Genomic DNA, 737 nt, shown 5'->3' with positions numbered 1-737 from the left:
CGCCGAGGGCCTGCGCCATGCCCGCGCCCCCGTCGGTGCACGCGCTGCCGCCCAGGCCGAGCACGATCCGCTCGGCGCCCCTGCCGAGGGCGTCGGCGATCAGCTCCCCGGTGCCGCGGCTGGTGGCGGTGAGGGGCTCGAGCCCTGAGGGGAGGCGGCGCAGCCCGGAGGCCTCGGCCATCTCGATCACAGCCGTCGGCCGCCCCCGTCCCGCCGCCGGGCTCCCGGAGGCGGCCCCGGCGTGCCCGTCGGGCGGGACACGTGTGTCGGCGCGGGCGTGCCTGTCGGGCGGGACACATGTGTGGGCGCCGGCGTGCCCGTCGGACGGGGCACGGGTGGGGGCGCCGGTGGGATGCCAGGCGTACGAGGCCTGGACGGGCGACCCCGTCGGCCCCGTCACCTCGATCGTGATGCGGCTGAAACCGCAGGCCACGACCGCGTCCACCGTGCCGTCGCCGCCGTCGGCCACCGGCAGCTCGATCGCCGGGACGCCGAGGCCCGCCGACACCCTGGCGGCCACCTCCGCGGCCGCGAGCGACCCCTTGAACTTGTCAGGCGCGACAAGAACGTGCTCGACCACTACCAACTCCCACACGCGACGACGACCGTTGCCCGCACACCCCGGCGTACCGGCGTGGACTCATCATCACACCTCCCCGGCGCACGCCTCGCACCGGCGGCCCCGCGACCGGACGGCGGCGCGCCGGGCGGCCCACGCGCCCTACCGGCGGACCTCG

1 protein-coding gene is annotated in these 737 nt (G+C 77.7%); it reads right to left on the bottom strand.

The window, feature by feature from the left end; translation table 11 throughout:
- Nucleotides 1-595: glycerate kinase (locus DQW85_RS21910; protein WP_240197340.1), on the bottom strand; the 595-nt coding region annotated here is incomplete at its 3' end.
- Between the last annotated feature and the right edge of the window lie 142 nt (nucleotides 596-737).

This window comes from Nonomuraea lactucae (genome assembly GCF_003313395.1).
Classification (GTDB): domain Bacteria; phylum Actinomycetota; class Actinomycetes; order Streptosporangiales; family Streptosporangiaceae; genus Nonomuraea; species Nonomuraea lactucae.
The sequence above is the reverse complement of the archived record's forward strand: the minus strand, read 5'-3'. Positions and strand labels throughout refer to the sequence as shown.